Here is a 24830-nt window from a genome sequence, read left to right as displayed (position 1 = left end):
ACCGGGTCCCATGAAACCTAGGTCTTCACTTGGCAAGATGCTGCTCTCGCCCAACGCTCGAATAGGCTATGCCTTCCTTCACGACGTCCTCGCCGCGGTAGACGTTTCGAAGATCGACCATCACTGGCGTCGCCATAAGTGCACGGAGCCGCTTCAGATCCAACGACCGAAACGCGTTCCACTCGGTGACGATGACGATCGCATGCGAACCGTCGGCCACTGCGTAGGCGCTTTCCCCGAATTCAATGCCCTCGATCATCTTGCGTGCCTGCTCCATGCCGACCGGATCATAAGCCTTGATCGAAGCGCCCGCATCCTTGAGCGCCTGAATGATGGCCAATGAGGGGGCATCGCGCATATCGTCGGTGTTCGGCTTGAACGTAAGGCCGAGGATACCGATGGTTTTGCCGCGAACCGAGCCGCCGCAGGCCTCGACCACCTTGCGCGCCATTGCCCGTTTGCGCTGATCGTTTATCGACACCGTCGTTTCAATAAGCCGTACGGGGCTTGCCGCGTCCTGCGCGGTCTTGACCAGCGCCAGCGTATCTTTCGGGAAACAGGAGCCGCCATAGCCCGGCCCGGCATGAAGAAACTTTGCGCCGATGCGGTTGTCCATGCCGATGCCGCGCGCGACGTCCTGCACATCGGCTCCCAACCGCTCGCAGAGATCGGCAATTTCGTTGATGAAGGTGATCTTCATGGCCAGAAACGCGTTGCCGGCATATTTGGTAAGCTCTGCCGTACGCCGGCTCGTATAGAATATCGGCGCGACATTCAGCGAGAGCGGGCGGTAGATCTCGCCCATGACGGCTTTTGCCCGTTCGGCATCGGTGCCGACAATGATGCGGTCGGGCCGCTTGAAGTCCTCGATCGCCGATCCTTCGCGAAGAAATTCCGGATTGGAGACTACCGCAAAATCAGCAGTGGGATTTTGCTCGCGGATGATCCGTTCCACCTCATCGCCGGTACCGACGGGGACGGTCGATTTCGTCACCACGACCGTAAACCCCTTGAGTGCGCGACCAACTTCGGCGGCCGCGTCATAGACGAAGGACAGATCGGCATGGCCATCGCCACGCCGTGATGGCGTACCCACGGCAATGAAGACGACATCCGATTGAGAAACCGCATCAGCCAGATTGTCGTCGAAACGCAAGCGGCCTTGCGCGGTGTTGGTGGTGACGAGGTCGTCGAGCCCCGGCTCATAGATCGGTATCTTGCCGAGTTTGAGCATGGCAAGCTTTTCCGCATCACGATCGACGCAGCAGACCTGATGGCCAAAGTCGGCGAAACAGGCGCCCGAGACGAGCCCAACATAGCCGGCACCAATCATTGTTATTCGCATACCGCGTACTCCCAATCAGCGCCGATGAGATGATCTCGCCAGGCAGCGCCTATTCCCCACCGAACGACGGCTACCGCACTCCCGGGTGAAACCCGAGAGCGCATCGTACAACAATTTACATCACGACGCCGCCTTGATGTTGCGGCTACGCGATTGCTACGAGATCCTTGGCATCCAAGTCGACAGGGATTTCGCCATTCATAATGGCCACCAGAACCCGGGCTCGTCCAGCTGGATCGAGCCGGTCAAGGCGACCGATCGTTTCCGCGAGAGGGCCCGAAAGGATTCGGACCGAGGCGCCCGCTGCAAGGCCTCCACTGAAATCAAGCAGCCCGTCCTTACCGGTCAATGCAATGAAACGCTCTACCAGACCCGAGGGGACCGGCAAAGGCCGGTCGCCTTGCGTGACGAGGGAACGCACACCGAATGTTCCATTGACCGAGCGCCAACGTTGCAGTCCGAGGTCAAGGGCGATGAACATATAGCCCGGGAAATAGGCCGCCGACCGGGTTTCGAGACGCCGGGCATGACGCACGGTTTTCTCGCAGCGAGGCACAAACGGCTGAAATCCCTGGATCTGGAGATGCCTTTCGGCGACATGCTCCTTTCCGGGAAAGACGCTGGCCGCGTACCAGCGGGTTGCCGGCGCGACTGTCGGCTCTGGCGACAGGATGGTCGCCTTACTCGTTGTTTTTTCCGCGCTAATCACGTGTCTCCCTCTCAGGGCGGGCATATCGGCGCCAAGGGTTACGACAGTGTGTCGATGCCAGCAAGCACCCATGCCGCGAGAATCAGGGTGATTCATAGAAAACTTACCCGCAAATTGTCCATGAAATTAGCTATGCCTAAATAATCATCGGGCCGCTTTCTTTTTCAGCTGCCCGACATGCGATATCGGGCAATTCGCTGTGACGCGTAGCTCTTTGGTTACATTGGCGCGGCGATCCCCGGTTGTTCTGGTGCTTAGTCCACGGACTTGAAGCTAATGTGACGGGTCGCCGGTATGTCGTTGCGCAACAGATGCCTGCAGAGCCATTCCAGTTTGCGATAAAAAGCTGTTTCGATAGGCCGGCACTGAGACAGAATTGCCAGCAAGCCACGAAACCCCGATCATGGCACAGCGATGGTGCTTGACCGGATTCACGAACGCTTTAGCAGCGACCAGACAGCCGGCACCAGGCTCGCGGCCAGCGCAACCTTGATCAGATCGCCGACGATAAAGGGCACCACCCCGAACTGCCACGACTTTTCCGGGCCGATCAACAGCGCCAGCCAGGCAAAGCCCATCCCCATCATGACGATCTCGGCCACCAGCATCGCATTGAAGAGCTTGATAGGATGGCGATCCCAGCCACGGTCGGCAGCCCAGCCGACGATCGCCGCCATGACGACGAAGCCGGCTAAATAACCGCCGGTCGAACCGAGCATGTAGGCAATGCCGATGCCCTTTTCCGGCGTGCTCTGGAACACTGGAACGCCCCATGCGCCCTCGGCCATGTAGAGAAGCAGCGTGGCGACGCCGAGGCGCATTCCGAAGGCGGCGGCGATCAGAAAGACAGCGAGCGTCTGCATCGAGATATCGACCGGTCCGAGCATGACCTTCGTCTTGGCCGACAAGATCAGCAGCAGCGTTCCGGCGATCGCCAGTAAAAGCTGTCCCGCCAGCCGGGCCGCGCCCTTTTCAGGCAGAGCGAGAGAAATAAGCGGACGCATCGTCGTTGAAATTGCCATGGTCTTCCCCGTTCCGGATTGCCGCGAGCGCGGCCTTGCGTTTTCCTATATTGGCTTCCGTGCTATGCGGCAATCGGTTTTGCCCTCCCCCCAAAAAAGGTCGCGACGTTCGCATGGCGCTGAAATTCGATACACGCTTCGACCCGTCCTACGGCCAGGGCGTGAGCGTTGCGCCCGACGTGCTTCGAATCACGGCCCCGAATCCAAGCCCGTTCACCTTTCACGGAACCAACAGCTATATCGTCGGGCGCGGGACGCTGGCGGTGATCGATCCGGGTCCGGATGACGAGGCACATCTTCAAACGCTGCTCGAAGCGATAGGGACGAGGCCGGTCAGCCATATCTTCGTCAGCCACACGCATCGCGACCATTCGCCACTGGCGGCGCGGCTGAAGCAGCACACCGGTGCGGCGGTTCTGGCGGAAGGCCGGCATCGTCCGGCGCGGCCGTTGCGCACCGGCGAGGTCAATCCGCTCGATGCCAGCGCTGACATCGAGTTCGTTCCGGACGTCGCGCTGCCGGATAATATGGTGATCGACGGTGACGGCTGGGCGATCCGGACGGTGCTGACGCCCGGCCATACCGCCAATCACGCGGCCTTCGCACTGGAAGGAACCGGCATCCTTTTCTCGGCTGATCATGTCATGGCGTGGTCGACTTCCATCGTCGCGCCGCCGGACGGCGCCATGGCCGACTACATGACATCGCTCGATCGGTTGATCGAACGCGACGACCGGCTGCTGTTGCCCGGCCATGGCGGGCCCGTGACTGAGCCGCGCAACTTCATGCGCGTATTGAAAACACATCGCAAAATGCGCGAACGGGCGATTCTGGAGCGGATCAACAGCGGTGACCGGACGATCAAGAACATGGTGGAGGCGATCTATCGCGACACCGACGCGCGTCTGCACGGCGCCGCCGGCCTGTCGGTACTTGCCCATCTGGAAGATCTGGTGGCGCGTGGCTTGGTCCACACCGATGGCGCGCCGGCCATAGACGGCATTTTTTCGCCGGCAAAGTAGTATCCCTCGGATATCACTCCGCCGGCGCCACGCCCACCTGGCCGGCGACTTCCTGGTCTAGCTCGGCAAGGAAATCGGTGATGCGCGCTGCATTGTCGCCAAGGTCATGGCGGCCGTAACGCGAGGCCGAGCGCATATCAACGATGATCGCATCGCCATCATCGCTCACACGGATGGCGACATCGACGGGAAGGCCAAGCAGGAAGCTCTTGGCCACCGCCTCGATCGTCACCTCACTTTGCCTTACTGCGTCGGGAAATGGCGCCGCGAGCTGCCAGCCCCGCCGATCGAGCACGGTTTTGACCGCCTCCAGAACGCGATCGAATGGCAAGCTGTAGCTGCGTCCAGTAACAAGCGGATAAGCTTCGGTTTGCAGGCGCTGCTCGCCGGGCGTCGGCGGCAAAAGCTCGTTCATATCCTTTGTCCGGATAGAAATATCGAGCGCTGGCGGATCGTCGAAATCCGTCGAGATGTCGCGCAGCGGCGGATAAGTCGCCGCCCAATAGGCCGCGACAGCGTAAGGGATGAGCACCAGAAGCGCCAACAAAGCGCCGGCGGTCAGGTCGCGGCCGCCGCGATCACCGAAATTCCACAATCGCGCAAAGGCAAACCCGGCAAACAAAAGCGCGAACGCGGCCAGCAAGGCGACAACGCCGAGCACCCACAGGAAAGCCGGCGTCTCGACGAGATCATATCGGTGGCCGATGAGAGCGGTCAGCAGCAGGACCGCCGAAAAAGCGCCGGTGCGCCGCGACCAACCGGCAGCCCTCGACGTTTGTCGCTCGAGAATTACCGTCATTGTTTTCCGCGCTGCCCCAACCCGAACAAAGGCATAGTGCCTTTCAGCGGCGGCTTGAAGGCGAAAAGACGCCGCATCTCCGTCAATCCGTCGGCAGGTGATAGTCCCTGAACTGCTGACGCAAGGTAATCTTCTGAATCTTGCCGGTGGCTGTATGTGGAATTTCGCCGACAAAGGCGACGTCGTCCGGCATCCACCACTTCGCCACCTTGCCGTCCATGAAAGCCAGGATGTCCGTCTTGGTCGGCTCCCTGCCCGGCTTGCGGACGATCACGAGCAAAGGCCGCTCGCCCCATTTGGAATGCGGAATGCCGATGGCGGCGGCCTCCGCCACGTCCGGATGGCCGACAGCGAGGTTCTCGAGTTCGATGGTCGAGATCCATTCACCACCCGACTTGATCACGTCCTTGGCGCGATCGGTGATCTGCATGTAGCCGCCGGGATCGATGTGCGCGACATCACCGGTATCGAACCAGCCTTGTTCATCGAACTGTTCGGATCCGACACCGTCATAATAGGCGCGTGCGACAGCCGGCCCGCGGACCTTGAGCCGGCCGAAGGTCTTGCCATCCCATGGCAGTTCGTTGTCGCTGTCGTCCGTCACCTTCATTTCGATGCCGAACGGCGTAAAGCCCTGCTTCTGCTGGACGTCGAGGCGGGCCCCGCCCTTCAGCCCGGCATAGTCCGGCTTCAGGGTGCACAGCGTGCCGAGCGGCGACATCTCGGTCATGCCCCAGGCGTGGACGACCTGGACATCGTAATGGTCCTGGAACTTCGTCGTGAGCGCGCGTGGACAGGACGAGCCGCCGATGACGACTTTCTGCAGATAGGGTAATTTCTTGCCGGTCTCTTCCAGATGCTGGAGGAGCATCATCCACACCGTCGGCACGGCGGCGCTGAAGGTCACCTTCTCGGTGTCGAGCAGCTCGTAGAGCGAAGCGCCATCCATCTTGCAACCGGGCATGACCAGCTTGGCGCCAATCATCGGCGCGCTCTGGGCAAGGCCCCAGGCGTTGGCGTGAAACATCGGCACGACCGGCAATATGGTATCGCGTGACGACAGGCCCATGGCATCGGGCATCGCGGCGATCATGGCGTGCAGCACGTTCGAACGATGGCTGTAGAGGACGCCCTTCGGGTCGCCCGTCGTGCCCGAGGTGTAGCACATGCCGGCGGCGGTGTTTTCATCGAATGTCTTCCAGGCGAAGTTGCCGTCGGCTTCAGCAAGCCATTCCTCATAGCCGACGACCTTGGGTAGCGCAGTTTCCGGCAAATGCGCCTTGTCGGTCAGCACGATAACCTGCTTCAGCGACTTGACCGCGCCGGCGATCTTTTCGAGCAGCGGCAGGAAGGTCAGGTCGACGAAGATCGCCTTATCCTCGGCATTGTTCATGATCCAGGTGATCTGCTCGGGAAAGAGCCGCGGGTTGAGCGTGTGATAGATCGCGCCGACACCCATGATGCCGTACCAGGTCTCGATGTGGCGCGCGGTGTTCCAGGCCAGGGTCGCGATACGGTCGCCAAGCCCGAAACCGTCACGCTCGAGCCGCTCAGCGACCTTCAGGGCACGATGATGGATTTCGGCATATGTGCTGCGCACGATCGGCCCCTCGATCGAGCGCGACACGATCTCGCGTCGGCCGTGCTGCCGCTCGGCATTGTCGATCAGCTTGTGGCAAAGCAGCGGCCATTCCTGCATCAGCCCGAGCATTTTGTTCCTCCCGTTATTTTTTGCGCCATTGTGGGACGAACCGGCCGATTGTCCAGTCGTGACCGGGCTGGAGCGGTGCATAGACCGAAATGAGGCCGAATTCGCCACAATCCGGCCATGCTCGGCGTTAACGTTGATTAATGGGTGGGGCGCGATTGGCGAATGAAAGAGGTTCGCATGGACGCGCAGCTCGACGACAAAGCCCTCGAAGATACGCTTGCCGAAAGCCTGGCTGATCTGGTGGCGACCGATGTGGCGCCGGCCGATCTGGTTCCCGACGGCAAAACCGTTTCCGAAGATGAATTCGTCGAGGTCGTCGGCGGCGCCCTCGAAGCGGTTGGCGGCACGCTCTTGTTCAAGATGTGCGTCGAGAACGAGGGCGAAGCCCAGCACGTCGCCGCCGCCTGCGTCGGCGATGGCGGCAATCGCCAGTTCCTGCTGCTCACCTTGCCGACCAGCGGCGGCGCGCTGAAGGTCGAGACCACCTCGAAAAGCACCAATCCGGTGGCCGGCATTGCCGCCGCCTATGCCGGGCTGATGGACGCATTCCAGGCCGCCGCCTGAGTTTTCGGCGAAGCGGAAGAAAGAGGCGAGACTTCCCCCCCGCGGGCGACGCCCGCCTGGTGGCAGGCAGGTCTTGCGCAAGGCTCTTGCCAGACACATCTTGGGGTTGAGGCAAGGAGATTCGACATGGACCAAATCGCAAACCCGGCACCCGGCTTTCAGCGCAATCCGGGCAAGACGATCACCGTCGAGCCTTACAAGGGCACCGTGATGGTGCGCGCCGGCGATGTCGTCATCGCCTCATCCGGCAAGGTCAAGGTGCTGACCGAATCGCCCTATTCCCCTGTTTTCTACGTTCCGTTTGACGACATCGACTTCAAGCAACTTGGCAAGACCGAACACTCGACCCATTGCCCCTACAAGGGCAATGCCAGCTATTGGAGCGTGCTGCCCGCCGGCGATGCAGGCAAGGATGCGATGTGGGCCTATGAGCAGCCCTTCGACGAGATGGCGGACATCCGCGATCACGGCGCGTTCTATCCAAACAAGGTGATCATTGAGGCCACGCCCGACTGATCAGTCGGTGGTGCCTTCATCGCCAACACCGTCTGCATCGTCGAGCCGCACGAAGGTAAGGCCTTTCTCCTTCAGCGCCAGAAGCCCCTGAACCACGCCTTCGCCGGCCGCATGGGTCGGCTGGTTGATATGAGCGATGATGACGTCGCCGTCCTTTGCCGCGGCAATGCGCCGGGCGGTCTCTTTTGCACCGAGCAATGAGCCGCCGTCGCCGTTGATCGAGAATCCGGCGACCTTGAAGCCAAGCTTGCGTATCATTGCGATTGCCGACGGGCTGTATTCGGCGGTTGCGCCGCGAAACCATTTCGGCGCCGGTTCGCCGGTCACGGCGAGAGCGGCGGCACCGGATTCGACCTCGGCCAGCACGGCCTTCGGGCTGCCGGCACTGCGAATGCCGTAGACCCTTTGCGGCGTGTCGACGGCCGGGACGTGACGGCCGCCATGGTTTTCCAATTCGAACAGTTCGGGATGGGCCCGCATGATCTCGACGGCGGCGGCGTTGTGCTTCAGCCAGATGCCGGTGACGAAAATGGTGGCGGGAATCTTGTTTTCCACCAGCGCCGAGAGAATCCGGGTGTCGGTCCTTCCGCCGCACGCATCGAGCGTCAGCGCGACGCGGCCGCTGCCCGCCTCGGCCTTGATGTGCAGTGTCGGTTCGACGAGCAACTGGGCGTTGCTTGCCGAGACGGCCCACAGCCATATCGCAACTGCGCAAAAATGTTTTTGGAACAGGCGCATTGATCGTTTCCAGGTCGGCCGGATCAAGGTTGAAGCGGCGACCCCAAGACCGGCATCAAGGCGGAAATCGGGACGATGCCCCTGCAAAAGCGTCGGCAGCGGCAATTTGACCGCGGGCCTGATCTTTGGCAAGCGCGAGGTCACAATGCGTGCTCCACGTCCTTAACCGTACGTGAAAGGATCGCGCGCACCGCGTCGACAACCGCTTTGACCTCTAGCCGCCAGACGCAGCAAGCCTTGCTCGGATCGGGCCGACGGCACAGGTCCCTGGCTATGCACTCGCAAGGCATGGAGGGCCGCAGCGTAACATTGGCCACCCCGACAGGACCCCACACGGCCGGGTCGGTCAGGCCGAAGAGGCCGACAACCGGCGTTCCCGCGGCGGCGGCCATGTGCATCGGGCCACTCTCGTTCCCGAGAAACAGGCGTGCCTGTCCGAGGACCGCCAGCAGCGTTGCAAGCGACAGCGCCCCGACCATGTTGACGATCGGCGAAGCGGCCTTGGCGATGATGCGCTCGGCAGATGCCCGTTCATCGGGGCCGCCGACAAGCAGGAAGTCCAACCCGGTCTGCCGCGAAATCTCGTCGATCGCCAGCGCAAAACGTTCCGGCTGCCATTGCCGCCCCCGGAAGCTCGCTCCCGCATGAACGGCTATGAAGGCGTTACGCCGAAGATGATGCCGGTCGAGAAGCGCCAACGCCCTGGCGGTCTCCATCGGCAGCGGCTGAATCGTTGGGACCTGCGCACGCAACTCCACGCCAAGCGCCTCAAGCGGCGAAAGATAGCGGTAGAGATAATGCTGGCCACCAAAGCCAAACGGCTTGGCTAGGACGTTGGCGGGCTGGCGTTCCAGCCAGCGCAACGGTTTTTCGGGAGGATCGTATCCGACGCGGGTCTTGGCATTGACGAGCCTGACGATGATGCGTGAGGTTTTGGAATCGGCCAGGTCGATGGTCAGGTCAAACCGGAAGCGGCGCAGCGCCCGCACCATCGCGTAAAGCTCGCGGCCACGCTCCAGAGGGGTGCCACGCATCCGTACGCGCCGGAACGCCACCACGTCCGAGGCGATGCCATGAGCCACCAGGAAACTGGCAAAGCTCGCCTCGCAAAGGAACACGATCCTGGCCCTTGGATATTGGAGGCGCAGGTTACTGGCGAGCGCGGAGGCGAGGACAAGATCGCCGATGAATTTCGTCTGGAGGATGAGAATCGAGCGGACGTGCGTGGGCGGGTTCTGCAACATCTGTTTCTGGCACCGGGGCGGGTTCGGGAGCCGGAAACTGGGCAGAAACGATGTCGGGATTTGGAGCCGTCACGCGCACGTTCGCGTGAATTCGGTTACAAATCGGTAAGGTCAGATTCTGATGGACTCAACTCTTATCCGCGGCCGTTCTTTCCTTATCCGCGGCCGTTCTTTGCAGCCTACACCGCCGCTTGCGCGGCGCATCTATCGGTTCCAGATCGACCAGATCAAAGTCGAAACGGCGATCCGAAAACCGGCGTCAAGGCACCAGGTCACAGTGCGTGCTCCACGGCCTTAGCCGTGCGTGAAAAGGCTCGCGCAATGCGCCAACAACCGGATGACCTCCAACCATCAGACGAAAGCATTGTTCGCATTCGACCAGCGGCACAGTTCTCTGGTCACACAGTGCAAGATGGCCCGAGCCCGACTTCACGCCAGCTATTGCCCCCCAATCTGTGGCTCGTCACCGCCCTCGTTTGCACTCCGCGCGAACACTGATGATGGTGCAAGGCGTGCTGGGTTTACCGAGGGCTGTCGGTGTGGCTTTTCCTGGGGACTTTGAGACTTCGACCAAACAAAATACAGCGAGCCCATCTTCATGACCGGCACGCGCCGGTCGCGTTCGCGGGCTCGCAATTCGCGATAGGTCTTCATCTTCAGAGTGCCGCCCGGCAACCTGATACGCACTGCCATCGGTCCAACTCCCGTTGTGCAATGCAGCAATTGTGTGCAATGCGGTAAGTAGAGACCTTCCGTTACGGAAGAGTCAACAGCCGATCATCGACTTTTGTGAGCTATTTTCTAGGAGGCTGGAGCCGAGGTCCGACGGACATCAATGCTTTGGCTGGCCGTGAGGTGGGATCCGCCTAGCGGCTGCTCGCTGACGGGGGGTGGCGGCTCGACCACCAGGTGAAATAGATCCGGCCGATCTTGACGACGGGGGTGCGGCGGGCGCGCTCGCGGTCGCGCAATTCGCGGTACACCTTCACCTTCAGCGTGCCGCCAGGCATCCTGATACGCACCGCCATCGATTCCGCCGCCCCATTGTGCAATGCAGCACCAGAGACCTTCCGTGGCGGAAGAGTCAATGCCTGCCTCCTGACTATTTCTGGGACTAGTTGAGCGGCCGTCGGAGGTTGGGCGCGCAAGGCGGTTCCTGATCCCGCACGGAGGCGTCAGTGCCCAGCCGAGATCGTCGGATGCGCGGGTTATTTCTTGGGCGAGGATTTTTTGGGCGAGGATGGGCGATCGGACATGCCGCTCGGCCACCAGATGACGAAGTAATTGCCGACCTGCCAAACCGGCACCTCGCGCTTCTGCTCGCGGCGCCGCAGCTCGTCCCTTTTCTTGATCTTCAAGGTCCCGCCCGGAAGCCTGATTCTTATCGTCACGTGTCCTCCCGTACCCCCTAAAGCTACGAACGATAGACGGGAACAGTTTCATCCCGGCTAAGCAATTTCGTCCAGGTCAGGCAATTTCGGGGCCGGTAGACGCAGCGCGCCAGACCGCAGCGAGATCGCCGGAACCGGCTTCATTTGAAGAAATCCGCAATGCCGTTGATGGCCAGCACCGCATAGACGATCGGTCCGGCGATAAAGGCACAATAGAGGCAGAGGATCGCCGCCAGCACCAGCAGCAGCGGCTTGTCGCGGCCGACCGCGCGGAGTTCGGATTTCACCGTCCAGCGCGCCGCAGCCCTTTGTTCATCATGCTGCGCGGAGGGATCCACTAGACAGTGCAATATTCTTGCCGGGCATCCAAGGTCGCGATGCGCCAAGCTCGGCGCCAGGCCGTAAGAATTTCCATGGTTCACCGTGCTTATCTGTCCGAATCCCTTCGATCAGATTTATTCAAGTCCCCGGCTTTCGCAGCCTGTACCGCCGCCTGCGCGGCAGCCAGCCTGGCGATCGGCACCCGGTAGGGCGAACATGACACATAGTCGAGCCCGACCTTCTCACAGAAATGGATCGAGGCCGGGTCGCCGCCATGCTCGCCGCAGATGCCGAGCTTGATGTCCGGTCGCGTTGCCCTGCCCTTTTCGACCGCCATCCGCACCAGCTCGCCGACACCGTCTATGTCGAGCGACACGAACGGATCCTGCTCGATGATGCCTTTTTTCCGGTAAGTCTCGAGGAACGAGGCCGCGTCGTCGCGCGAGATGCCGAAGGTGGTCTGGGTCAAATCGTTGGTGCCGAAGGAGAAGAATTCGGCCGCCTCGGCGATGACATGGGCGCGGATCGCGGCGCGCGGCAGTTCGATCATCGTGCCGGTGAGGTAATCGATCCTGACGCCCGTCTCCTCCATCACGCTTTTGGCGACGGCATCGATGCGCGCCTTGACGAAGTCGAGCTCCTTCACCAGTCCCACCAGCGGCACCATGATTTCCGGAACCACCAGCGCGCCCGCCTTCCTGCCGGCCTCGACCGCTGCCTCGAAAATGGCGCGCGCCTGCATCTCGGCGATCTCGGGATAGGAGACGGCAAGCCGGCAGCCGCGATGGCCGAGCATTGGATTGAACTCGTGCAGCGCTTCGGTACGCCGCCGGAGCTTGTCCGGCGACACGTTCATGGCCGTGGCGACCTCGGCCACCTCCTCCTCGGTCTTGGGCAGGAATTCGTGCAGCGGCGGGTCGAGCAGGCGGATCGTCACCGGCAGGCCGGCCATGATCTCGAACAGTTCGAGGAAATCCGAGCGCTGCATCGGCAAGAGCTTGGCCAGCGCCATTCGCCGATCCTTTTCCGTGTCGGCCAGGATCATCTCACGCATGGCAACGATGCGGTCGCCGTCGAAGAACATGTGCTCGGTGCGGCAAAGCCCGATGCCCTCGGCGCCGAAGGAACGCGCCATGCGCGCATCGAGCGGCGTCTCGGCATTGGTGCGCACCTTCATGCGGCGGGCGCCGTCTGCCCATTCCATGATGGCGGCGAAATCGCCCGAGAGTTCCGGCTGCAGCATCGGCACCGCGCCCTTCAGCACCTGGCCGTTGCCGCCGTCGATGGTGATGATGTCGCCCTTGCGGAAGGTCGCTCCCATCGCCATCAGCGTGCCGGCCTTGTAGTCGACGCGCAGCGAGCCCGCGCCCGAAACGCAAGGCTTGCCCATGCCGCGCGCCACCACGGCGGCGTGGCTGGTCATGCCGCCGCGCGTCGTCAGGATGCCTTCGGCCGCATGCATGCCGTGGATGTCTTCGGGGCTGGTCTCGATGCGCACCAGGATCGCCTTGCGGCCTTGCGTCTTGGCCTCCTCGGCATCGTTCGAGGAAAAGACGATCTCGCCGGTGGCAGCCCCCGGCGAAGCCGGCAGGCCGACGCCGATGATGTCGCGCGCCGCCTTCGGATCAATGGTCGGATGCAACAACTGGTCGAGCGAGGCCGGGTCGATGCGGGCGACGGCCTCCTCCTTTGAAATCAGTCCGTCCCTGGCCATGTCGACGGCAATCTTCAGCGCCGCCTTGGCGGTGCGCTTGCCGGACCTGGTCTGCAGCATCCACAATTTGCCGCGCTCTATCGTGAATTCGAGATCCTGCATGTCGCGGTAATGTTTTTCCAGGCGGTCGGAGATGCTGACGAATGCCTGGAAGGCATCCGGCATCAGCTTCTGCAGCGACGGCTTGTCGGAGCCGGCGGCAATGCGTGCAGCCTCGGTGATGTTCTGCGGCGTGCGGATGCCGGCAACGACATCCTCACCCTGGGCGTTGACCAGGAACTCGCCATAGAGCTGCTTTTCCCCGGTCGACGGATTGCGCGTGAAGGCGACGCCGGTGGCCGAAGTGTCGCCCATATTGCCAAAGACCATGGCCTGGACGTTGACCGCCGTGCCCCAGCTTTCGGGAATGTCGTGCAGGCGCCGATAAGTGATGGCGCGGTTGTTCATCCAACTGGAAAACACCGCGCCGATGGCGCCCCACAGCTGCTCGTGCGGATCCTGCGGAAACGGCTTGCCGAGCTCCTCCTCGACCTTGGCCTTGTAGAGCGCGATCACGCCTTGCCATTCGATGGCCGTCAGCTCGGTGTCGAGCTCATGGCCGAGGCCGCCCTTCTGGTCTTCGAGGATTTCCTCGAAGACCTCATGGTCGAGGCCCATGACGACATCGGAATACATCTGGATGAAACGGCGGTAGCTGTCATAGGCAAAGCGCGCATCGCCTGAATCGGCCGCCAAGGCTTCGACAGTCTCGTCGTTCAGGCCGAGATTGAGCACGGTATCCATCATGCCAGGCATCGACGCGCGCGCACCTGAGCGAACCGACACCAAAAGCAGTTTCGAGGGATCGCCGAAGCGACGCCCGGTGAGCCGGCCGATATGGTCAAGCGCGACCGCAACGTCCGCCTCCAGCGAGGCCGGATAAGTGTGGCCGTTGGCGTAATAGGCGTTACAGAGCTCGGTGGTGATGGTGAAGCCCGGCGGCACCGGCAGGCCCAGGCTGCACATTTCGGCCAGGTTGGCGCCCTTGCCGCCGAGCAGATTGCGATCGCCGGCACGGCCTTCCGCCGCGCCGTCGCCAAAGGTGTAGACCCATTTGGTCATGCTTGCTCCCCGGTTGCAGGAGATTGGAAATAATGACAAATCGAGCGATATGATGCTGCAGTGCGAAAGGCAAGGCATCGACCAAGCCGACCGGCCTCTACAATCGATTAATGAAAAGCGGCGCCGAGAAGACTTGCCTTTCAGGCGTTTTTCTACACGAGAACACAGCAAGAACATGAGCCAGAACTTTGAGGCTGACCGAAAACTCGAATACCCGAACATACCGGCGACAGGTGGAATGCTGGACAGCGTGAGGGCTCTCTACTGGGCCGCTTTCTGCGGTCGTTTGCGGACTATAGCTGACCTATTCAATCTCTGCCGAAGGGTTGGCCGGAGGGCTTCAAGCGGGCGTCTGTGATGCGCCCGCCAAGCCGCTGCCCGTTCCCTACTTCGAGGAACCAGGAAGAAATCTTGAGCGCCACAGAAAAATGCCGGCAGCACCATCGGCAGGCGGTTCCACCACGTCGATCCTGCCGTGAAAAAATGGCTTTCTGAGCGAATAGCCTCAAACCGCCTCCACAGCGATGATTGCGAACGAGACAGTTCAGACAGAGCGGTAGTATCTTCGTCGTTGAGCTTTCCCTCGGCTCGTTTTATAAGGCCGCGCGCAGCGGGCACGTTGCGGCTATTGGGGCGTCGCCAAGTGGTAAGGCATCGGTTTTTGGTACCGACATTCCCAGGTTCGAATCCTGGCGCCCCAGCCATCGCTCAAGGGTCCATTCCTGACACATAGGTTACGATTTATACCGGAGACATAGGTAACCCGCGCGAATTCCGGACAACTAAGGGAGACTGGCCGTGCATCTTAGTTACTTATTGCTTTGCGCGATAAGCCTTGCTGATTGGTTGGGGGCGCTTGCTCGCGTTGGCGCGTAGACCAGTCCAATGACCTATTTTCGGCTCATTGTACTATTGCGCTTGTTCTCGCCATCCATTCCCACCGATACCAGTCTACGAATCTGCCGAGACCGATTTCCAGTGGGGTTTGTGGTTTAAATCCGAAGTCCTGCTCCAGCAATGTCATGTCAGCGAATGTCCGCGCCACATCGCCGGCCTGCATCGGCTCGAACTGGCGGTTCGCCTTTACGCCTAACAGATTCTCCAGAATATCAATGAAGTCGCCCAGTCGAGCTGGCTGGTTGTTCCCGACATTGTAGAGCCTGCTGGGCGGAACGTCCGTTAAGGGTGGCTTGTCGAGCACAGCAACAATGGCCTCCACGACGTCGTCTATGTATGTAAAATCGCGCCACATCTCGCCATTATTGAAGACGCCGATCGCCTTGCCTTGAAGCATGGCCTTTGTGAACGTCCAATAGGCCATGTCAGGCCGGCCGAAGGGACCATAGACAGTGAAAAATCGGAGACCGGTCTGAGGCAGGCCAAACAGATGAGCGTAAGTGTAGCTCATCAATTCATCCGACTTTTTCGTGGCCGCATACAGTGACACCGGATGGTCGACCCGATCGTCCTCGCTGAAAGGTACTTTCTGGTTGCCTCCATAAACGGAGCTCGATGATGCATAGACCAAATGCTCAAAGTCGGGGCAGCCACGACAAAATTCTAGGACCTCAAGATGACCGGAGATGTTGGAGCGGATGTAGGCTCGAGGGTTTTCCAACGAATGACGTACCCCAGCCTGTGCCGCGAGATGAACAACCTTTGTTATTTTCTGTCCGCTCAGGGGTCTCGTAAGCCCTACTGGATCGGCAATATCAGTCTCAAGAAAGAAAAACCCTCGCTGTTCGAGCAGGCGTGCGAGACGAACTCTTTTCAACGTCGGGTCATAATAGTCGTTCAAATTGTCGACACCGATAACGTCGTCGCCACGCTCCAGAAGCTTGAGGCAAACATGGCTTCCAATAAAACCAGCTGCACCTGTGACCAAAATTGGCAAGCGACTATTCCTCTCGACGATACGGGTATTTTAGGACATCTTTTCAGTCCGCTTCCACGGAGCGGAGCTAGGTACCATTGCTAGTTCGGCAGTTCAACCGGTGCTACCTCCGATCAATGTTCGAACCGAGCCTCCAGAACCTTACCGTCGATCAGGGTGCCTGCACATGATCCTTATCTGGTGCGGCCATCGCGAACCATGCTCCCTGCGCGTCTGAGGAACTATATCACTGGTCGATCGGTCCAGGACCGATTTCGCCCAACTCGCGAGCTTGCCGACGTTCCTCAAATCTCTGCCGCGGGTTGGTGCATTGGCGGGTCCGAGCCTCATACTAATGGCGAGATCCGCCGCCGTGATATTCTGGTTCACCGTAATCTCACTAGCAACTGTGCCTGGCAGACTCGTTTCCTGCGAGCGGCAAAGCCAAACTTGTCATCTCCGATGTCGGCAACCTCAGTTGCGGATGATGTCGGGTCTCGACGAGAGCCTGCCCCACTATATCCACAACAAATTGGTGTGTCGGCGGTAGAGAACATAGCCTTGCTGGCCCCAAGCTTAACGTTGGCTTGGTTGGCCAGCATGTAAATTCACATTGTGGAGTAATGTCGATTGCCTTGCATTGATCTAGCTTTACATTTTATACCTTGGTCATTCGGAAGCCAAATATCATATTTATGTCGCGCCCCTACAGAGCGTCGGTGCTGACAGCACCTATTAAATGAAGGTCTAATCAAATTTCATTCATATTTATTCATATGTAAATTGTTTTACTTAAAATTATTGCCTTACTTTATCCAGATTTTCCGAACTCAGCGTGCATTTTTTCGACTAATTAATATTAAGTTATCCATATTTATTGTGAAAATGTCTGTAAATTAGTCGTCATTTACCCTCATCCGCCCAATATTCGAAGTATAGATTTCGCAGCAATGCGGCAATCCTGCCACCGATCAACCATTCTATCAGAGCCTGCAGGTATGTGATTTGGCGCTAATATACATCCTCTAGTAGGCAAGCCCCGGGGCGCTATCGAATCAAAAGAGGGATTATGGGATGGCAACTCTGCACTACACTTCGGGTGGCTCCCCCACCGAAATTGCAACCGCCGGCTTCAATCTGGCTGACGTTCAGTATGTTTCGCTGGTCAACGCATTGCCGGATGGCATGAAAGGCCTGGTCTATCTCAATGAGCATGAGGGCGTAACCGCATCCTTCATCGAGAAAATGACCCCCTTCCTCGGCAATCCGAATGTGTTCGGATTCTATCTGGTTGACGAGCCCGATCCCACGGGCAGGTGGGGCACCTACGCAACCGCTGAGAACCTGAAGGCGGAATCCGACTGGATCCATGAGCATTTTCCGGGCGCCAAGACCTTCATCACCATGATGAACATGGGATCCCCGACCAATCCGGATTTTACCAACACCTACAATCCCGCCAACACGCATATCGACTATTTCGGATTGGACCCCTATCCGGTGCGCACGGGAACGGACACGGTCGACTACGACATGATCGATCGAGCCGTGGCTGCAGCGGTGAAGTCGGGCATTCCGATTAACAACATCATTCCGGTCTTCCAGGCCTTTGGCGGCGGCAATTGGGAGACCTCCGACGGCGGCAGACAGGTCATGCCCACCGCCGAACAGATGCAAATCATGATGGATCATTGGGCCAAGCTGGTTCCGTCACCCGCCTTCGACTATACCTACAAGTGGGGAACGCAGAACGGCGACACCGCGCTTGAAAGCTCGCCGGAACTGCAAGCCTTTTTCCGGGAACACAACCTGATCGATACTGGGACTGCCCCTCCTCCCGCCGACACAAGCGACATCTTGTACGGCACCAGCGGCGACGACGTGTTCCACGGGGCCGGTGGTCATACGATGATCGGCTATGGCGGCAATGACACCTATTATGTCGAGGATGTCCGCGATAAGGAGATTGAGGCGGCGGGCGGCGGTACCGACAGGGTGCTCACTTCGGTGAGCCATGCCCTTGCGGCCGGCTCGCAGATTGAGTTTCTTACCACCAACAATCCGTCCGGCACGACGGCAATCAACCTCACTGGCAACGAGTTCGCCCAGACCATCCAGGGCAATGCCGGCGCCAATGTCATCAACGGCGGCGGGGGTGCCGACATCATCAACGGCGGCGGCGGTGCCGACATCATGGCCGGCCAAAGCGGCAATGATACCTACTATGTCGACAATGCCGGTGACAAGGTGAACGAGGCAGTAGGCGGCGGGACCGACAGGGTGCTCTCCTCGGTCAGCCACTCCCTTTCGGCCGGCGCGCAGATTGAGTTTCTTACCACCAACAATCCGTCCGGTACCACGGCAATCAATCTCACTGGCAATGAGTTCGCGCAGACCATTCTAGGCAATGCCGGCGCCAATGTTATCAACGGCGGCGGCGGTGCCGACATCATTAACGGCGGCAGCGGTGCCGACACCATGGGCGGCCAAAGCGGCAATGACACCTATTATGTCGACAATGCCGGTGACAAGGTGAACGAGGCAGTAGGCGGCGGAACCGACAGGGTGCTCAGTACTGTGAGCTATGCCCTTTCGGCCGGCTCGCAGATTGAATTTCTTACCACCAACAATCCGTCCGGCACGACGGCGATCAACCTGACTGGCAACGGGTTCGCCCAGACCATCCATGGCAATGCCGGCGCGAACATCATCAACGGCGGCGGCGGTGCCGACATCTTGACCGGTAACGGAGGCAATGATGCATTCGTGTTCAACAGCGCTCTTGGAGCCGGCAATATCGACAAGGTCACCGACTTCAACAAGCTCCAGGACAAGATCCAGCTCGACGACGCCGTTTTTGCCGGGCTTAAGTTGGGTGGCCTTTCATCCGATGCTTTCTTTGCTGGCACGGCCGCGCATGATAGCTCCGACCATATCATCTACAACAGCTCAACGGGAGCGCTCTCTTTCGACAGCGACGGGATCGGCGGCGCAGCTCAAATACAGTTCGCCACTCTCTCTCCAGGTCTGTCGCTTACGGCAGGTTCGTTCCTTGTGATCTGAACGACCCGGAACGGCGGACCTTCAATTCGAGACGGTCCGCCGCCTTATCTTTGTTCAAGCACCGGATTTCCGAGCTAGATGCCAGTTTTGGCCGGTGTTGTCCCGGGGTTAGCGGGCGTGCCCCTCCATTAGATGAGCGAGAAAACGGAGTGGTCTCTTTCGGTGAGTGTCCTTCGGGATCATCGCTGCGAGTGCCCTGCCATCGCTGATCGGCTCGTGCGAGCCCTCCCCTGCCAGCGGACCCACCGTACCGACGCAGCATGAATCACGGCGAGGCGCCGTGGCCGACCATGAGTGCCACTCAAGGTTAAAGGTTTCCCTCAGGTGAAGGCGGCGCAAACCAAACACATTCGAGGTAGTCTTCTCCGATGAGCATTCCGAGGGTCGCTCCGGTGATCGCGAGAGATTGCTGCACGCCATTTGACGTCCGTTGTTATTTTTTATAAAGAGGCGTCCGTGGCCTCATCAGTGTCAATACTGAGATTTGGTGATAGCCCGCCGCGGCCAAAAGCGCTCAAACGTGTGCGATTTGTCGCCACCTAGACGTTGAGCAGAGATGCGGAGTTCCATTCAACTCGCGACTCTCAATTATGCGCTTGTAGTCGCCGAAGAGGGCAGCTTTCTGCGAGCGGCGCGGCGCGCTGGGATCGATCACACCGCGCTCAGCCGGCGTATCCGCGATCTCGAATACGCGATGGGAACGAGGATATTTCTTCGCCATGCCCGCGGCGTTGGCCCAACGCCTGCCGGCGAGCGTTTCCTGGACCGTCTGCGCTCCGTGCTGCTCGAACTGGACAATACTCTCACGCTGGCCAGGACAGGCATCCAGGATGAACAACAAAGGCTTTCCATCCGCTCCAACGGACTCATCCTGGCGGGACGTGCGTTGGATGCAATCATCGAGTTCGGGCAACGCTATCCAAACTTCACCACCAGCTTGATAGAGGGATCTCACCCTGAACCTGGAGGCGCTCTCGGTGGGGCGGCGGTCGACGTTACCGTCACCTCCTCCTCCCGATCCACTGGCGGCGCATTCGAACTGACATTGTGGAAGGATACTCTGGCCGTCGTTCTTGCTTCAAATCATCCTCTCGCAAGCAGTTCCGTGATCGAGTGGTCGGACCTTGGCCAGGAGACGCTGCTCGTGAGCAGGGGCGAAGCATTTCTGCTCGCCGACGCTGTTGGAAACAGTGTACAGCTTCCCGCGGTCGTTGAACATCACGTCAGTGCGGGTATCCTGCTGCGCCTTGTCGGAAACGGTCTGGGAATCACTCTGATCCACGACGGAGATGCCAACAGTGTTCCTGAAGGTGCGGTCTGCCGTAAGCTGCGAATCGGGGGCAAGCCAATCCAGATCTGCAATTTTGCCCGTTGGCGCCCGGATAACGCCAATCCTGCCCTGCCGATCTTCATCGAGTTCCTGCGTGATCGGTATTCCTCCTGACGGCCGTCCGACCGGCATAAACCCGGAACTCTCATCCCGGCTTCAGGCTTCGCCGGGTTCTGGCAAACGCTCTGTCTTGTCATGAACCGGGTCAGCATCGGCGCTATCAGCTTTGCCGGATCGGCGACTATCTGTGCGGTCTCGCGGCCGAGCAATTCAGCATAGGCGACCAGATCGCGCTGAACGGCGCCGGGCAGTTCGACCGTGATCTTGACCGGCCGGTCATCGGGAATGGCGGTGAGTTTCGGCTTGGTCATGACGGATCCTTCGGCGTTGCACCCGGTCGGCACCAAAGGCTTCGGCGATGCGCAACAGATCGCTGAGCGCTGAACGGATTTGCGGCCAAGGAAATTCGGAGCATTCCTCCCATGCCTCGCCCTCGCGCAATACGGCATCGAGCTTGCCTGCCACACCGGCGAGAGTGGTAGCGGGAGTCGCTGAGAACGCTTGCAGCAAATCTTGCATTTTCTCGCCAGCCTCGCGCTCGGCCCTGAAGGCGGCGGTGTAGCCAGTTTCGTCCGCAGCCGCATCCCAGCGTGCCTGATGCGCCGCGAAATCAGCTTCGGCCTTAACGCGGAGAGCCGCCATATCCCCGTCTTTGCCGAGCAGGTCATGCAGCGCCTCGATCGAGTGAATCGTCACGTCCTCACCCTTCGGCGGACGGACGATCACACGAGGAAAGCCCACGCTTCCGGCAAGCATCGTCTCCAGGCGCTGCTGTCTGCGGCAAAGCCGCTCTGTCAACTTCCGGGCTGTTTGCCATTTCCGCCAAAGCGCCAGCGCAGGATCAGAAAGCACATCCGTCCTTCCGGCGTCGCCAGTGAACGCGCTATCTTCAAGCCTTCCTGCGGCGGTTGCTATCACTGTTCTCACGAGCACTTGCCTGCGAGTGACGAAAGGCAGAGTCATGCTATTGTCGGAATCAGCCATGATCCGAGCTCCAATCAGCTTGGGTTGTGGTCAGGCTGACTGGAGTGTTGGCGCACTCTGGTCAGCCGCGCCTGTGCGATGCACGTGCGATGCACGTTCATATCTATGCGCCTTTTGAAACCGAATATCAAGCCGTAGAGCGAAAATGACCAAAAAGCCGTTCACAACCCGCCTTGATCCGCCGGTCTTGGCCCTAGCTCAACAGCTTGCAGAAGCGGAGCGGCGTTCTATCACCTCGGTGATAGAACTCGCATTGATCGAGTACGCGGAACGGCGCGGAATCAAGATAAGTGCGAAGGAAATGGAATAGTCAGAGTGAGCTGGCGGACGCCGCCAAGATACCGAGTTGGCGAGCACGCATGCGATCACATGGAGCAGAAATCAGCCGACGGCCCGGCTGGCCAACCAAATGCTAGCCGTCGTATCGCAGACCGGCAGGCGCTTACAATGACATCGAAAATAGGATCGACAAGACTCGTCACGGTCGATCTTGCTAATGCCGAACGGCTCGCTGCCAACGAGTTCGGCAGCTCTGGCCGACATTGGCAGCACCACAGCCGCGGATTCTCGGCCTTTACTCCGCCGCTCTGCGCTCGCGATTGTTCAAGGCGATGAGGTTTTTTGCCCGGGCCAGGCAATCGGGTTGCTCGTTGCGATAGCGGGGTCCGATTTCCATGATGAGGACGGTCCCCGGCAAGAAGGCCAGCTCACTGAAGATGTCATCCCATTCGATATCGCCCCAGCCGAGGGGCATGTGCAGGTCGCCTATACCCAGCGCTGCATCCTCCTGCGGGAGGTAGGTTCTGTGGAAGCCCTGCGGGCGCCCGAAGGAGTCATGGACATGCAGGTGCCCCGCCACCGGCGCCATTGCCCGCAGTTGCTCGCGGAAGTTCAGGCCGCGATGGGTGGATTCAATATAGGCGTGGCTGAAATCGATGAGCGCCACCAGGTTGGGATGGCCGACCGCCTTCACCGTCTGCGCCACCTCGGCCGGGGTCTGCCGGCACTGACCCGGTTCCATGGCGAAAAGGTTCTCGAAGGCGATGCGCACACCATAGGCCTTGCAGAACTCGACAAGTTCGAACAACGCTTCGCGTTCGCGTTCCTCGGCACCGGCTCGTTCGAGGACCTGGTCGGCGCGAAAATGCCCGCTATGCTGGACAAGGACGCGCGCATCGATCCGATCGCAGAGTTCGACCAAGGCCTTGGCGGCATCAATCTGGTAGCTTCAGACCGCCGGGTCCATGAGGTTCGACGAGACGACGCCGTGAACCGTGTAGCGGAAATCGAATTGGCTGGTCAGTGCGACAAGCCTGTCGGCCTCTCAGGGATGACACGGCCACCCGCTATGAGGTCGAGGGTCGTCAGTCCCAGTTCGACGGCTTCGACGCCCATATCGGCAAAGCTGCGAAAGTCCGCTGCAAGGCTCTCCAACCCGCTATTGGCAGAGATTGAATTGAAGCCTGCTGCGATGATGTTGCTCATATGCATCCCCGAGGACGGCCCGTAGCAGTTTCGGCGGGAATTCCGGGCCGATCCGGATCACCCCAGGTGAGATGGCGTCTGCGGGGTCACCGCTGCTGTCAGTCGGCGTACATCAACTCATAATGGGCCGCAATAACTTCGAGAACCATAAAGCGGACTGCTGGGGCCGGAGGAAGCTGTTGTATTTCCGCACTGGTGCGATCCGATACTTTACATATTATGTCACTTTCAATTTGGGGGCGGGCGGCAGATGAAGGAAGAGAACAACGTTCAGAAGTTGGTGCGCACGCTGCGTGCTCGAGCACCTGATGACGCGGCTGAATTGCTTGGCCGAGAGTCTCCCGAGTTCATCCGGGACGCACTAAAGTTGTTGCCGGATGGGCACGCCCGGAAGGTGGCGGAGCATTTGCCACCGCATATGAGACCTGTCGAGCCTCATCGCGATGGCAAGGATTTCGTGATCCCCGATTCGCTCGTCGAACTGATGGACCCGATTCCCGCCAGCGTTCCTGTCGGGACCACGGTAGCCGCCGCAGTGGAGGCCGTCAGACGCGCCCAGGTGCCGACCGAGCTCACCTACCTCTACGTCACGGACGTGGGCGATAAACTGGTTGGCCTGGTGGTCCTGCGCGATCTGATGCTGAGCGAGCCGGACGCGACGGTGGATCAGATCATGCTGCCAAAGCCATTCGCCCTTAACGTCGGTCTGTCTTTGAGCGACGCCTGCAAGGCGGCGGTACGCCGTCACTACCCTGTCTATCCCGTGGTGGACGCGGAGAACCGGCTGCTCGGGCAGGTTCGCGGCTGGCGCTTGTTCGAGCAGCAAATCATCGAGATTTCTGCCCAGCCTGGCCAGATGGTGGGTGTCCAGAAGGAGGAGCGTGCTTTTACGCCGCTGTTTTCAGCCTTCTTGAAGCGTCATCCGTGGCTGCAGCTCAACCTGCTGACGGCCTTCATGGCCGCTTTCGTGGTCAGTTCGTTCACAGGCACGATCGAGAAGATCGTCGCCTTGGCGGCGTTCCTCCCGGTCTTGGCCGGGCAGAGCGGAAACACCGGCTGTCAGGCACTGGCTATGACGCTGCGTGGCCTTGCCCTAGGGGATGTGGACAAACGACCGAAGCTGCACCTGGTGATGAGGGAGGGCGCGCTCGGGATCGCCAACGGCGTGCTCGTCGGTCTTGTGGCGGCAGCCGCGATGTGGTTCTACGCCTCGCGGCAGCCGGAGTCGGCACCCCAGGCACCCATGCTGGCACTTGTGATCCTGCTCGCCATGTCCGGATCGTGCCTCATGTCCGGAATCTCCGGCGTGCTGATCCCGTTGGGCCTGCGCCGGGTCGGCGCCGATCCGGCGGTCGCTTCGGCGATCTTCCTCACCACCGTGACCGATATTGTAGGCATGGGCCTGATGCTGGGGCTGGCCACCATGCTCGTGCTGTAGCAGGGCGCGTCCGCCGACGCGTCCCCGGGGGAGACGGGGGCGACAAGCTGACCTCGTCGCGTTCAACGAAATAGCAAGAGCCGTGCCGCATCGCGCACGCGTCGTGAGAAGCACCTCCCGGCAGCTCTCAGACCGCTTGCGCAACGCGACGGAAAACCTTTGGATGAGCCGTGAGTGACCTTGATGCCTCATTCGGTGACCAGATACGCGCAGAATCGCGCAAACAATATTAATCTTGTCGGCTGTGCGATCCACGACTGGTGATGATTTGAGTTAGTTGCCGCTGGTGCCGAATACTTCAATTATTACAGCAACGCTGAGAAGATGTTTTGACAACCAGCGCAGCCGAAATACGAATAGACCCGATAGTTTGTTGCGCAGCTGCAACAGCTGCTGAGAC

General features: G+C 60.0%; 20 protein-coding genes, 1 tRNA gene and 2 pseudogenes. 8 read left to right on the top strand and 15 right to left on the bottom strand.

Annotation, left to right across the window (positions count from 1 at the left end; all coding sequences use genetic code 11):
- Positions 1-25: 25 nt before the first annotated feature.
- The 3 genes from NKJ94_RS21260 to NKJ94_RS21250 form a co-directional block, all read right to left on the bottom strand.
- Positions 26-1345, bottom strand: a complete 1320-nt coding sequence (locus NKJ94_RS21260; protein ID WP_352527490.1) for a UDP-glucose dehydrogenase family protein — start codon at positions 1343-1345, stop codon at positions 26-28.
- Between the two features lie 145 nt (positions 1346-1490).
- Positions 1491-2150 carry a transcription termination/antitermination protein NusG gene (gene nusG / locus NKJ94_RS21255; RefSeq protein WP_352527488.1) on the bottom strand — a complete coding sequence of 220 codons (660 nt, stop codon included), beginning with the start codon at positions 2148-2150 and terminating at the stop codon, positions 1491-1493.
- 335 nt (positions 2151-2485) lie between these two features.
- Positions 2486-3076: a biotin transporter BioY gene (locus NKJ94_RS21250; protein ID WP_352527486.1), complete on the bottom strand. Its 591-nt coding sequence runs from the start codon at positions 3074-3076 to the stop codon at positions 2486-2488.
- A 113-nt stretch (positions 3077-3189) separates the two neighbouring features.
- On the opposite strand from NKJ94_RS21250, the gene NKJ94_RS21245 reads away from it, so the two are divergent.
- A complete protein-coding gene (locus tag NKJ94_RS21245) occupies positions 3190-4098 on the top strand; it encodes an MBL fold metallo-hydrolase (protein WP_352527484.1) in 909 nt (302 codons plus the stop codon).
- Between the two features lie 13 nt (positions 4099-4111).
- On the opposite strand, the gene NKJ94_RS21240 is transcribed toward NKJ94_RS21245, so the two are convergent.
- Together NKJ94_RS21240 and NKJ94_RS21235 are read right to left on the bottom strand one after the other, a co-directional pair.
- On the bottom strand, positions 4112-4897 hold the full coding sequence (locus tag NKJ94_RS21240) for a DUF1499 domain-containing protein (protein ID WP_352527482.1): 786 nt from the start codon (positions 4895-4897) through the stop codon (positions 4112-4114).
- An 82-nt stretch (positions 4898-4979) separates the two neighbouring features.
- Positions 4980-6608 carry a fatty-acid--CoA ligase gene (locus NKJ94_RS21235; protein WP_352527480.1) on the bottom strand — a complete coding sequence of 543 codons (1629 nt, stop codon included), beginning with the start codon at positions 6606-6608 and terminating at the stop codon, positions 4980-4982.
- Between the two features lie 177 nt (positions 6609-6785).
- Here NKJ94_RS21235 and NKJ94_RS21230 point away from each other — a divergent pair, with 177 nt between their 5' ends.
- Together NKJ94_RS21230 and NKJ94_RS21225 are read left to right on the top strand one after the other, a co-directional pair.
- The gene (locus tag NKJ94_RS21230) at positions 6786-7172 is read left to right on the top strand and encodes a hypothetical protein (RefSeq protein ID WP_352527478.1); all 387 of its coding nucleotides are present in this window, start codon (positions 6786-6788) and stop codon (positions 7170-7172) included.
- 126 nt (positions 7173-7298) lie between these two features.
- Positions 7299-7688 carry a DUF427 domain-containing protein gene (locus NKJ94_RS21225; protein ID WP_352527476.1) on the top strand — a complete coding sequence of 130 codons (390 nt, stop codon included), beginning with the start codon at positions 7299-7301 and terminating at the stop codon, positions 7686-7688.
- Here NKJ94_RS21225 and NKJ94_RS21220 read toward each other — a convergent pair whose 3' ends face one another.
- The 6 genes from NKJ94_RS21220 to ppdK all read right to left on the bottom strand — a co-directional run bounded on the left by NKJ94_RS21220 (position 7689) and on the right by ppdK (position 14197).
- Entirely contained in the window at positions 7689-8426 is a 738-nt protein-coding gene (locus NKJ94_RS21220; protein ID WP_352527474.1) for a polysaccharide deacetylase family protein, read from the bottom strand. It abuts the gene before it with no gap.
- A gap of 140 nt (positions 8427-8566) precedes the next feature.
- Positions 8567-9670: a glycosyltransferase family 9 protein gene (locus NKJ94_RS21215; protein ID WP_352527472.1), complete on the bottom strand. Its 1104-nt coding sequence runs from the start codon at positions 9668-9670 to the stop codon at positions 8567-8569.
- A gap of 866 nt (positions 9671-10536) precedes the next feature.
- Positions 10537-10758 (bottom strand): hypothetical protein, encoded by a 222-nt coding sequence (locus NKJ94_RS21210; RefSeq protein WP_352527470.1) that lies wholly within the window; start codon positions 10756-10758, stop codon positions 10537-10539.
- Positions 10759-10878: 120 nt separating this feature from the next.
- Complete coding sequence (locus NKJ94_RS21205) at positions 10879-11028, bottom strand: hypothetical protein (protein ID WP_352527468.1); 150 nt, start codon at positions 11026-11028, stop codon at positions 10879-10881.
- Between the two features lie 173 nt (positions 11029-11201).
- Complete coding sequence (locus NKJ94_RS21200) at positions 11202-11348, bottom strand: hypothetical protein (protein WP_352527466.1); 147 nt, start codon at positions 11346-11348, stop codon at positions 11202-11204.
- A gap of 140 nt (positions 11349-11488) precedes the next feature.
- The gene (gene ppdK, locus NKJ94_RS21195) at positions 11489-14197 is read right to left on the bottom strand and encodes a pyruvate, phosphate dikinase (RefSeq protein WP_352527464.1); all 2709 of its coding nucleotides are present in this window, start codon (positions 14195-14197) and stop codon (positions 11489-11491) included.
- Positions 14198-14826: 629 nt separating this feature from the next.
- On the opposite strand from ppdK, the gene NKJ94_RS21190 reads away from it, so the two are divergent.
- A tRNA-Gln gene (locus tag NKJ94_RS21190) sits at positions 14827-14901 on the top strand.
- A 197-nt stretch (positions 14902-15098) separates the two neighbouring features.
- Here NKJ94_RS21190 and NKJ94_RS21185 read toward each other — a convergent pair.
- A complete protein-coding gene (locus tag NKJ94_RS21185; protein ID WP_352527462.1) occupies positions 15099-16091 on the bottom strand; it encodes an NAD-dependent epimerase/dehydratase family protein in 993 nt (330 codons plus the stop codon).
- A 1053-nt stretch (positions 16092-17144) separates the two neighbouring features.
- On the opposite strand from NKJ94_RS21185, the gene NKJ94_RS21180 reads away from it, so the two are divergent.
- Positions 17145-19133 carry a calcium-binding protein gene (locus NKJ94_RS21180; RefSeq protein ID WP_352527460.1) on the top strand — a complete coding sequence of 663 codons (1989 nt, stop codon included), beginning with the start codon at positions 17145-17147 and terminating at the stop codon, positions 19131-19133.
- 556 nt (positions 19134-19689) lie between these two features.
- A complete protein-coding gene (locus tag NKJ94_RS21175) occupies positions 19690-20577 on the top strand; it encodes a LysR family transcriptional regulator (protein ID WP_352527458.1) in 888 nt (295 codons plus the stop codon).
- Positions 20578-20711: 134 nt separating this feature from the next.
- On the opposite strand, the pseudogene NKJ94_RS37610 reads toward NKJ94_RS21175, so the two are convergent.
- Both NKJ94_RS37610 and NKJ94_RS21165 read right to left on the bottom strand, forming a co-directional pair.
- Positions 20712-20834, bottom strand: a pseudogene (locus NKJ94_RS37610) (DUF2274 domain-containing protein); the annotation flags it as partial.
- Positions 20800-21507 (bottom strand): hypothetical protein, encoded by a 708-nt coding sequence (locus NKJ94_RS21165; protein WP_352527456.1) that lies wholly within the window; start codon positions 21505-21507, stop codon positions 20800-20802. The pseudogene NKJ94_RS37610 and the gene NKJ94_RS21165, both read right to left, overlap by 35 nt.
- Before the next feature lie 145 nt (positions 21508-21652).
- On the opposite strand from NKJ94_RS21165, the gene NKJ94_RS21160 reads away from it, so the two are divergent.
- Positions 21653-21817, top strand: a complete 165-nt coding sequence (locus NKJ94_RS21160) for a hypothetical protein (RefSeq protein WP_352527454.1) — start codon at positions 21653-21655, stop codon at positions 21815-21817.
- 264 nt (positions 21818-22081) lie between these two features.
- On the opposite strand, the pseudogene NKJ94_RS21155 reads toward NKJ94_RS21160, so the two are convergent.
- Positions 22082-22992: pseudogene (locus NKJ94_RS21155) on the bottom strand (TIM barrel protein).
- Between the two features lie 250 nt (positions 22993-23242).
- Here NKJ94_RS21155 and NKJ94_RS21150 point away from each other — a divergent pair.
- Positions 23243-24430, top strand: coding sequence for a magnesium transporter (locus tag NKJ94_RS21150; RefSeq protein ID WP_352527452.1), 1188 nt, complete (start codon positions 23243-23245; stop codon positions 24428-24430).
- Positions 24431-24830: the final 400 nt, after the last annotated feature.

This window comes from Mesorhizobium sp. M0060 (genome assembly GCF_040323155.1).
GTDB lineage: Bacteria > Pseudomonadota > Alphaproteobacteria > Rhizobiales > Rhizobiaceae > Mesorhizobium.
The sequence above is the reverse complement of the archived record's forward strand: the minus strand, read 5'-3'. Positions and strand labels throughout refer to the sequence as shown.

Bases quoted from the DNA above. Each gene is read 5' to 3' on its own strand.
- NKJ94_RS21260 (WP_352527490.1), bottom strand. From the start codon at position 1,345: ATGCGAATAACAATGATTGGTGCCGGCTATGTTGGGCTCGTCTCGGGC.
- nusG (WP_352527488.1), bottom strand. From the start codon at position 2,150: ATGAATCACCCTGATTCTCGCGGCATGGGTGCTTGCTGGCATCGACAC.
- NKJ94_RS21250 (WP_352527486.1), bottom strand. From the start codon at position 3,076: ATGGCAATTTCAACGACGATGCGTCCGCTTATTTCTCTCGCTCTGCCT.
- NKJ94_RS21245 (WP_352527484.1), top strand. From the start codon at position 3,190: ATGGCGCTGAAATTCGATACACGCTTCGACCCGTCCTACGGCCAGGGC.
- NKJ94_RS21240 (WP_352527482.1), bottom strand. From the start codon at position 4,897: ATGACGGTAATTCTCGAGCGACAAACGTCGAGGGCTGCCGGTTGGTCG.
- NKJ94_RS21235 (WP_352527480.1), bottom strand. From the start codon at position 6,608: ATGCTCGGGCTGATGCAGGAATGGCCGCTGCTTTGCCACAAGCTGATC.
- NKJ94_RS21230 (WP_352527478.1), top strand. From the start codon at position 6,786: ATGGACGCGCAGCTCGACGACAAAGCCCTCGAAGATACGCTTGCCGAA.
- NKJ94_RS21225 (WP_352527476.1), top strand. From the start codon at position 7,299: ATGGACCAAATCGCAAACCCGGCACCCGGCTTTCAGCGCAATCCGGGC.
- NKJ94_RS21220 (WP_352527474.1), bottom strand. From the start codon at position 8,426: ATGCGCCTGTTCCAAAAACATTTTTGCGCAGTTGCGATATGGCTGTGG.
- NKJ94_RS21215 (WP_352527472.1), bottom strand. From the start codon at position 9,670: ATGTTGCAGAACCCGCCCACGCACGTCCGCTCGATTCTCATCCTCCAG.
- ppdK (WP_352527464.1), bottom strand. From the start codon at position 14,197: ATGACCAAATGGGTCTACACCTTTGGCGACGGCGCGGCGGAAGGCCGT.
- NKJ94_RS21180 (WP_352527460.1), top strand. From the start codon at position 17,145: ATGGCAACTCTGCACTACACTTCGGGTGGCTCCCCCACCGAAATTGCA.
- NKJ94_RS21175 (WP_352527458.1), top strand. From the start codon at position 19,690: ATGCGGAGTTCCATTCAACTCGCGACTCTCAATTATGCGCTTGTAGTC.
- NKJ94_RS21165 (WP_352527456.1), bottom strand. From the start codon at position 21,507: ATGGCTGATTCCGACAATAGCATGACTCTGCCTTTCGTCACTCGCAGG.
- NKJ94_RS21160 (WP_352527454.1), top strand. From the start codon at position 21,653: ATGACCAAAAAGCCGTTCACAACCCGCCTTGATCCGCCGGTCTTGGCC.
- NKJ94_RS21150 (WP_352527452.1), top strand. From the start codon at position 23,243: ATGAAGGAAGAGAACAACGTTCAGAAGTTGGTGCGCACGCTGCGTGCT.